At 35.4% G+C, this 8291-nt stretch carries 8 protein-coding genes and 1 pseudogene; 2 read left to right on the forward strand and 7 right to left on the reverse strand.

Going from position 1 to position 8291, the window contains the following annotated elements; genetic code table 11:
* Nucleotides 1-259 precede the first annotated feature (259 nt).
* Nucleotides 260-1394, forward strand: a pseudogene (locus QQZ16_RS22205) (IS3 family transposase).
* 748 nt (nucleotides 1395-2142) lie between these two features.
* Here the strand turns inward: QQZ16_RS22205 and QQZ16_RS22210 are convergent.
* The 7 genes from QQZ16_RS22210 to QQZ16_RS22240 form a co-directional block, all read right to left on the reverse strand.
* Nucleotides 2143-3078, reverse strand: coding sequence for a DNA/RNA non-specific endonuclease (locus QQZ16_RS22210; protein WP_235252740.1), 936 nt, complete (start codon nucleotides 3076-3078; stop codon nucleotides 2143-2145).
* A 483-nt stretch (nucleotides 3079-3561) separates the two neighbouring features.
* A complete protein-coding gene (locus QQZ16_RS22215) occupies nucleotides 3562-4230 on the reverse strand; it encodes a Type 1 glutamine amidotransferase-like domain-containing protein (protein WP_031538023.1) in 669 nt (222 codons plus the stop codon).
* A 175-nt stretch (nucleotides 4231-4405) separates the two neighbouring features.
* Nucleotides 4406-5167 (reverse strand): AAA family ATPase, encoded by a 762-nt coding sequence (locus QQZ16_RS22220; protein WP_268817972.1) that lies wholly within the window; start codon nucleotides 5165-5167, stop codon nucleotides 4406-4408.
* Between the two features lie 175 nt (nucleotides 5168-5342).
* A complete protein-coding gene (locus QQZ16_RS22225; RefSeq protein ID WP_031538025.1) occupies nucleotides 5343-5717 on the reverse strand; it encodes a hypothetical protein in 375 nt (124 codons plus the stop codon).
* A gap of 30 nt (nucleotides 5718-5747) precedes the next feature.
* Nucleotides 5748-5954 carry a helix-turn-helix transcriptional regulator gene (locus QQZ16_RS22230; protein ID WP_235252741.1) on the reverse strand — a complete coding sequence of 69 codons (207 nt, stop codon included), beginning with the start codon at nucleotides 5952-5954 and terminating at the stop codon, nucleotides 5748-5750.
* Nucleotides 5955-6193: 239 nt separating this feature from the next.
* On the reverse strand, nucleotides 6194-6787 hold the full coding sequence (locus QQZ16_RS22235; RefSeq protein WP_081836652.1) for a kinase: 594 nt from the start codon (nucleotides 6785-6787) through the stop codon (nucleotides 6194-6196).
* 18 nt (nucleotides 6788-6805) lie between these two features.
* Complete coding sequence (locus tag QQZ16_RS22240; RefSeq protein ID WP_031538028.1) at nucleotides 6806-7201, reverse strand: VOC family protein; 396 nt, start codon at nucleotides 7199-7201, stop codon at nucleotides 6806-6808.
* 373 nt (nucleotides 7202-7574) lie between these two features.
* Here QQZ16_RS22240 and QQZ16_RS22245 point away from each other — a divergent pair, with 373 nt between their 5' ends.
* Complete coding sequence (locus tag QQZ16_RS22245) at nucleotides 7575-8183, forward strand: hypothetical protein (RefSeq protein ID WP_235252742.1); 609 nt, start codon at nucleotides 7575-7577, stop codon at nucleotides 8181-8183.
* Nucleotides 8184-8291 lie beyond the last annotated feature (108 nt).

The following is an 8291-nucleotide window of genomic DNA, read 5'->3' on the forward strand; positions in this document are numbered from 1 at the left end:
TTTAGTGGATTTGGACGGGTTACCACCTGACTTATCCATTATAAAGGACTTTTTCTATGCATAAAATAATAAAAGTGAACATTTCGAGTATTTTTAATAGTGGAATTAAATTAATGCAACACTAGTGGATGAGTATGTTTTATATTCATTTTTTACTTTTAAAATCCTTCTTAACCTAAATTTGGATAGGTTACACTTAGTTGGACAGATTTATTAAGGTCAAATAAACTTAATTCATTAAAGTTAGGGAGAATGAAGTCTGACCAAAAGAGAAAGAAGAACATTCACGAAAGAATTTAAAGAACAAATTGTTCAGCTGCACCTTACAGGTAAATCTAGAAGTGAAGGATTATCAAAGAATATGAGCTGACGCTATCTGCCTTTGATAAGTGGGTTCGCCAGCATAATACAAGTGGATCGTTTGAGGAAAAAGACAATAGAACTCCGGAGCAAGAAGAATTAATTCGGCTTCGTAAAGAAAATCAACGGCTAATGATGGAGAATGATATTTTAAAGCAAGCCGCGCTGATAATGGGACGAAAGTAGATGTGATTCGGAATAACCTTCACAAATACTCGATATCAGCAATGTGCGCCGTCCTACAACTACCTAGAAGCACGTACTATTATGAGGCGGAAATCCGAGATAATCAGGATGATGAATTAACAGCTATAATTGTTAAAATTTTTAAAGATAGTCGGAATATTTATGGACAAAGAAAAATAAAAAAAGAACTTCAAAAGCAAGGATGGAAAGTGTCACGTCGTCGTATTGGGCGAATAATGAAAGAACAAGGACTTGTCTCCAAATATACAGTTGCCCAATACAAACCTAGAAAATCAATCGTAAATGAGTCCGAAATTGGAAATGTCTTGAATCGTGAATTTAAGCAAGACAAGGAATTGAAAGTGATTGTGAGTGATTTAACATATGTTCGAGTGAAGCAAAACTGGCATTATATTTGTGTTTTAGTAGATTTATATAATCGTGAAATTATTGGTTACAGTGCTGGCCCTAATAAGAGTGCTGGGCTAGTTCAACGTGCCTTTTCATTGGTAAAACATAACCTAAACCGCCTCGAATTATTTCACACGGATCGAGGAAGTGAGTTTAAAAATAAACTGATAGACGAGGCATTAGAGACGTTTGGTATTGCGAGATCTTTAAGTGAAAAAGGGGCACCTTATGACAATGCAGTTGTCGAGGCAACCTTCAAAACTATTAAAACAGAGTTCGTTAATGGGAAGGTTTTCGATAGTCAACAAAAACTTGATCTAGAGCTATTTGATTACGTTAATTGGTTTAATAATATTCGAATTCATGGATCACTGGACTATTTAACCCCTAAAGAATATAAGCGCAAGCATCTAATAAAAACGAGTCATATTAAGTAAGAAGCACCCACTTTACTTGGAGAGGCGGGCGTGATAGCTTTGATGGCTGAGCCAGATTATTTGATAAATCTTGCTTCCTGGCTCATAATCTTGCCCGCAGAGGCTCCGAGTCAAGTGACAAACAGCACACACTGTTTTTCGTCTAAGTACCAATTATTTAGAAACTATATGGTATGTGTTCCTTAATAATTTTGTTCAGTTTAGTGTTGACATACCAATTAAAATATAAATAAAAAGTGCCAAAAATCTATATAGAAGGATTTCAAACACTCTATACTCCCTGCTTATGCATATTTTAATAACTTAGGTTACAACCCTCCTCACTCTCTCTTACCCTCTAAAAATTTTAACCTTATCCTTTCTCCAAGAAGATGTGTGAAAACCATATCAGATTTTTGATTCACAATAGTAGCATTATAAGCATACATTGTGAAATCAACTGCAGCTAAGGTGACTCAAACACAGAACAAGTGAGCTAACTTAGTGCTTTTCAAAAATCAAATTAGGTGTCTATTAATATGTTTATAAGTATAAAAAAAAATGCAACTGATTGTATCAGCTGCATTTTTTCGTATAATTTGTTTCCTATTTTTCTAATGGAAACTGTTACTAATTTCTCTCCCTTTTATTACCCACAAAGTGCTAACAATCTTTTTCTTTGGACTTTTTATCTGTTGCTTCGATGAATGAATTCAAATCATTTCCCTAGTATGGGAGGAGTTTTCCAATCTTCTAAAGTTCTAGTCGCTTATTCTCCTACCATCCCGTCGTTATCATTATCGCGCATATATTTGTACAACCAATGATCACTTGTTATTGGCATACTGAAACCGGCTGCCTTTGCTTCTGCGATTGTCACCATACCATTTCCATTTGTATCAATGCTGGAAATATCCTCATTTGTGTTGGAACTACTTGAATCGGTAGGCTCACTATCTGTTAAACCAAGAGATTCGTTTACTTCATCAGGATTCACATTGTCAAATGAATCCGTAATGACATTTCCCTTTATTGTATAGGTATACTGATAACTGGAGGGAATTTGCGTTTCTGTATTCGGATAGGTGATAATTGCTTCAAAATTTGTCGCTCCGCCTGCCTTGCGGATCACTTCTTCCATATAAGCTTGATCACCATGTCGGTTTAGCGTACTATCTTGTGGGGTAATATTATAAGCATTTGAGACCCCTCCAAGTGAATCGGCAATGATATGTCCTTCATCTAAAACATCACTTTCCACACCAGGAACCTTCGCCTCGTCGGGATAGTATCTGCCAGAAGATAATACAGGTTCATTATCGTCATCTTGAAGAATGATTTCATCAGCTACAACACGTACTAATTGCCCGTATTCATTGGTAAATGCCCAATATTCACGGTCGCCATAACCAATGTCAACGACAACGTTTGATTCACGGTGTCCAGACAGATCTCCTCCATCAACTTCCATAAGTTTATACCCTGCGAACAGTTCATTATTTGGCTCGGTTTGTGTCTCTTCTACTACTGATTCATCGTCATCCTTCGTGCTCGTTTCTTCTTCACTATTTTCATTTGTATTAACAGTGGTTACTTCTTGTATTTCTGTTTCTCCATTTTTATTTGAAGTATCTTCTACATTGGCACAACCAACCATAACAATCGTCATTAAAATCATGATTAAATAGTTTATTTTTTTGTTCATTCTATGCTCTCCCATGGTAGTTTTATATTATTCCTGCTAAAAATCTTGGAATGTTAGGATTAATTAACAACATTAACCCAATGATAATAGTATATTCTAAGATTAGCATTATTTCAGCAGATATTTATTGGAAGTGTGAAAGATTATCTTTTCAAAAAAGGCTTGCTCAATTTAAATAGCAATTTGAATAATGAAGCATAATTTATGAAATCCCTATAAAAATAAAAGAGACCAAAAAAGGATAGTTACTTCCTTTTGGTCTCTTTTGTTTTTTGCCTCTAATCTTCCCTATTTTAAAGGATCTATTAATTCTGAATGAGCGTTAAAAAATCCAGTGCCATTTACTACTATTGAATTTAGACAGTAGTTGCTGAGTTATGATCATCCGCCCTTGCTAGGTAAGCTACACAGCAACGCCACCAAACATGTCGAACTATCCCACTATTCCATGAAATTATTTAAAGAAGCGGGCGTATATCATGCTCAAGGTGTAAATAGTTTCCATTGCCCTTCAGATAAAACTTCTACCGCTCCGTCAACTACTTTGATTGCAGTTTGATCATCAATTGCATATGCAGGTCCCTGTATCTCGACTGCCCATCTCTCTGCAGCAGCCATGGTATTTCCTGGCAGCATCTCGTGATCTAGATGCGGAAAAATGGAAAAATCAACTATTCTCAGTGTTCCATCACTTCCACTTGGTGGAGTCCAGCCAACAAAGTATTCTCCTATTCTAGGTGTCAAAACCATGCTCCCAGCACTCATTCCCACATAAACTGAGTTCAGTGATGTTAAAAGGTCTGCCAGTCCAGATTGACGCATCCAGTGGCACAGGTAAAGGGCGTCGCCGCCTGACACTAGCAGTACATCTGTTTCTTGAACAAGTGGTATCCATTGGTTTTCGTCGATACTTGGAAGTGCTGTAAGCTCCAACACGCCAACTGACTTCCAGCCAAGGTTGACCATGGGATTCTCTTCTTTTCCACTGATGAACTGCCATGCTTTGACTCCAGGGCCAACCCAAGGATGTCCATACATCGCTGTGGGAATGCACAGAGCGTTTGCCTCAGCAATCGGCTTTCCTAGCATATCAACCAGTGCGTCGTGTATGATTTTGTTATTGACGCCTCCAGATGTAAGCAGAAATTTCATAACCTCACTCCTGTCTTTGCTTCGTATTGTCAAGTTTGTTTAGATTGTTAGGATTGCATCCCTAGCTTAATGAACAATTCGAACATTTTAATTGAATCATTGCTATTCAGATGCCTAGTTAACTTATCTATCCAATACTAGATAAGTATAATCTGTCCTATGCTATAAATTCTTGTTAATTGAAAAGGTGGTGTAATATTCGGTTCTTATCTGCAAAAAACTGTTTCATAATAGAATAATGTTGAGTATCTTCCAATTTAGACTCACTTAATCCTTCTTCTGTAATTTGGATGATTTTAGCATTTGGATATGCCATAATTATCGGCGAATGGGTAGCGATGATAAATTGAGATCCTTTATTAACAAGTTCATTGATTCTAGCCAGCATCGTCATTTGTCTTAAGGGTGACAAGGCTGCTTCTGGTTCGTCTAAAATATATAAACCATTTCCTTGAAAACGCTCGTTAAATACGGCAAAGAATGATTCTCCATGGGATTGTTCATGAAGTGATTTACCTCCATAAGAATCTATAATTTTGGGACCCAAAAATGGTTCTTCTTTATCTAAATCTTCTATATTGGTTGCTACATTATAAAAAGTTTCAGCTCTAAAGAAAAAGTGTTCCTTTGGCCGGTTTACTCCTTTGATTAAACGTAAGTATTCGTCTAAATTTGAATGAGAGTCATAACTCGAAAAATGAAAATTCAATGTGCCGCCTTCTGGATTGAATCCTAATGCAATAGCAATCCCCTCTAGTAATGTTGATTTTCCCATTCCGTTTTCACCGATAATATAAGTAACATTAGGATGAAACTGTAATTCATTTAAGTTCTGAATAGTTGGCAGATTAAGCGGAAAGTTGTCATAAGATAAAATATGGTCTCTTTTAAGACTTACAGACCTAATGTACTGAGAATCTTGCTCTAACGTTTTCAATAAAAAAATCACCTCATTCTGTCTGAATAAAAACTAACTTCTTCAGTCAAATAACTTATATTCCCGTTAAAACATAACCTTATTTTACCATAAATCGTTAAATTTACATGAAATAGAATCCATATGAAACAACAAGGAAATTAGCAGCCACTTTCATTATTAGTTAATCCCCTCATCATAAAATCAAAGATAAAACAACCATCGAAAGGAAGACTGTCATAATAGTAAGTGCAGCAAGAATTAAAACAATTCCCATTGCACTTATACTAATAACTTGAAAGTGAATTAATATAATAAACAGAAAAAAATAAAACATTATAATAAAATAGGAGTAAAACATTCCTTTTTCTCGTATTACTTTCATTCTTTCATCTTTATTCTTAAATTGTGGATGCAAATAACCAAGAGAAAGAAACATAACAGATAACGCAAGAATTAGTGCATAAGTTGGAGATAATGGAAAATCACCTGTCATTCCACCATATAGGAAATAACCACTTTCTATCAATAAAAGAAAACCAATGACTATATAACCTAACCTTGATTTCATATATACTCCCTCCTAATTTGTAAGCAAAATTTATTTATAATCTCCTTCTTCTAAGATAAAAATATTTTCCACATTTGTTTGAAATATTTCGGCGATCATCATTGCTAAAGGGAGGGATGGATTGTATCTCCCCTTTTCAATTGAAATAATTGTTTGTCTGGAAACACCTAACTTTTCAGCTAATTTATCTTGAGACAAACCAAATTGCTTTCTATGTTCACTTAATTTATTTTTCAAATTCATCACCACCTATATTCCTTTACAGTATAAATGTAAAGGAAACTTAACGTCAAGTTACCTTTACATTCTAGTGATGACTATTTAATACAAAGTCTATCTCCTTTGCACTCTTCTATTCTTCTTTCCCAATAGAGGACACTCTTTACTCTTCTACAGCCAAAAAAGGGGCAACAATGAGGAGAATCCACCATATTGCAAAAAAAAAATCACTTGCCCTATCTTGTCGCCCTTTTCCCTTAAACGTGAAATACGATATTTGCGCGTTTTTTCGGACATTCTTTCTCAATATAATAATCCTCTGCCTTCCAGTACCTATTTTTGAATTTATCTAGATTCAGCTGCGTTTCTTTCCTTTCTCGTGAAAACCTAATTTCTTTTGGGCAATCTAAATAAAGAATAAAGTCAAAAAAATCTCTCCATTCTATTCGTTGTAAAAAAACTCCCTCCATTATGATTAAGTCAGTATGTAACAATGAAATTATTTCTATTTGTTGGGTATCCGATTGGGAATTATATGTAGGCAACTGTATTTCTGTTGCATTTTTGAGCTTTTTAAAAAGTTTTTCCTGTAATGCTTGGACATCCCATTGTAAATGATAGTATTCATACCATTCCTCATAACCAGTATGATAACGCCGATTTCTTTCTACAATATAATCATCTATATGTAAAACTTTCACAGAAAGTCCTCTTTCAAGGAGACTTGCTTCTAGTTTTTTTACCATGGTTGTTTTTCCAGACCGGCTTAGCCCGTCTATACCTACGACTACTCTTTTCCCTTTTGCCGTTGGTAGCATGTTTTCTACTATAGCATTTATCTTATCTTGCAAATTAGTCCCTCTTTTCCTTTACAGCTGTTTGCTTAAAATAGCCATCATTCGTTCTCGTTCTTCCTCTTTATCGTTGTATTCAAACAAACCAATCTGATTTCCCCATGGATCCTGGAAAGTTCCCCATCTAACTGGCACCTCTGCCCTCCCTTCTATCTGTAAACCTTCTATTTCTAACTCGCTCCTTAACCGATCCTGCTCGAAGTTAATATCCTTTACGGCAAAGCGGAGCGGTCCGCTTCCTTCGGATGGAATACCTTCTGCCACTTGCAGCCAGCATCCCGGCAGTATTTCCCATTCTGCAAACCCTTCATGGGGAACAAAATCCGGTTCCCTTTGAAAAAAAGTACTGTACCACTTTATTCCGTTCACTATATCCGATACTCTTATTTGATAAGTCATTTCAAAAAACATTTACTCACCTCGTTGTATTAGTTGCCATATTTGCTTATTTTAAAATTATTTCTCCGCACTATTCTATCTTTTTCAACTAATTTCCTACTATCAGACTTCCGCCTATATTCTCTCTTAAGGATAAATTAAGGTTAAATAGTAATAATAAGAACCATAAACAGGACTTTATACTCAGATTTTCACATTAAGGAGGATCGCGGAAGACTTTTTAGCAAGTTTTAAAGAGAATTGGAAAAACAAGATAACTATTTTCCTAATGATTAGGCTAGAAATATATAATCTTTTTGAATATTATATATTTTACATCTAAGAAATTCCAATATAATTATATTGGTCATTCAAAAATTAAATTGTAAACGGCGGTCATAACTATATGAAAAAAATATCAACAAAGATTATCCTTTTATCTTTATTAAACTCAGTGTTAGTAGCTATTATTAATGTAAGTGCCTCTTTATTTATGAATGGGAGTGGCAGCGATACAGCTACTGCTGATCCAAGTATTGGCGCGGCACAGCCAATGCAAACTGGCTTTATGATTCCTACACCCATATTATGGGGATTAATTATTTCATTAATTATTGGTATTATCTTATCTTATATTTTAGGCAAAGCAATCGAAAAACCGATTGTGAAGGTGACGGAATTTGCAAAGAAAACAGCCGATTTAGATTTGGCTGATACAGATGATGACTTAGAAAAATTAGTAGAAATAAAAGACCAAACAGGGAATATGGCAAGAGCACTATATGAAACTAGAAAAGCACTTAAGAATATTACTTCCGAACTGCAAATAGTGTCTTCCACGGTTACTAATCAATCCAATCACCTTACTAAAAACACAGATGAAAATGTGAGCTCCATTACACAAATCGTTAATACAATAGATCAGCTAGCACTCGGAAATTCCGAACAAGCAGACACCATGAGTGGAATTAGCGGGACTTTAGCAGATGTCGTTTCTCGGTGTTTGTCAACATAGTTGTCGCATTTAGTTACTTTAGTGTTGTGTTCAGTCAAGGCTACCGCGCTACGCTTGCTGGCCTGATGATTTGAATGGAAAGGAAATCCATTCTTTCCATTCAAATCA

This window comes from Bacillus sp. T2.9-1 (assembly GCF_950097965.1).
GTDB lineage: Bacteria > Bacillota > Bacilli > Bacillales > Cytobacillaceae > Niallia > Niallia hominis.

Bases quoted from the DNA above. Each gene is read 5' to 3' on its own strand.
- QQZ16_RS22210 (WP_235252740.1), bottom strand. From the start codon at position 3,078: ATGAACAAAAAAATAAACTATTTAATCATGATTTTAATGACGATTGTT.
- QQZ16_RS22215 (WP_031538023.1), bottom strand. From the start codon at position 4,230: ATGAAATTTCTGCTTACATCTGGAGGCGTCAATAACAAAATCATACAC.
- QQZ16_RS22225 (WP_031538025.1), bottom strand. From the start codon at position 5,717: ATGAAATCAAGGTTAGGTTATATAGTCATTGGTTTTCTTTTATTGATA.
- QQZ16_RS22240 (WP_031538028.1), bottom strand. From the start codon at position 7,201: ATGTTTTTTGAAATGACTTATCAAATAAGAGTATCGGATATAGTGAAC.
- QQZ16_RS22245 (WP_235252742.1), top strand. From the start codon at position 7,575: ATGAAAAAAATATCAACAAAGATTATCCTTTTATCTTTATTAAACTCA.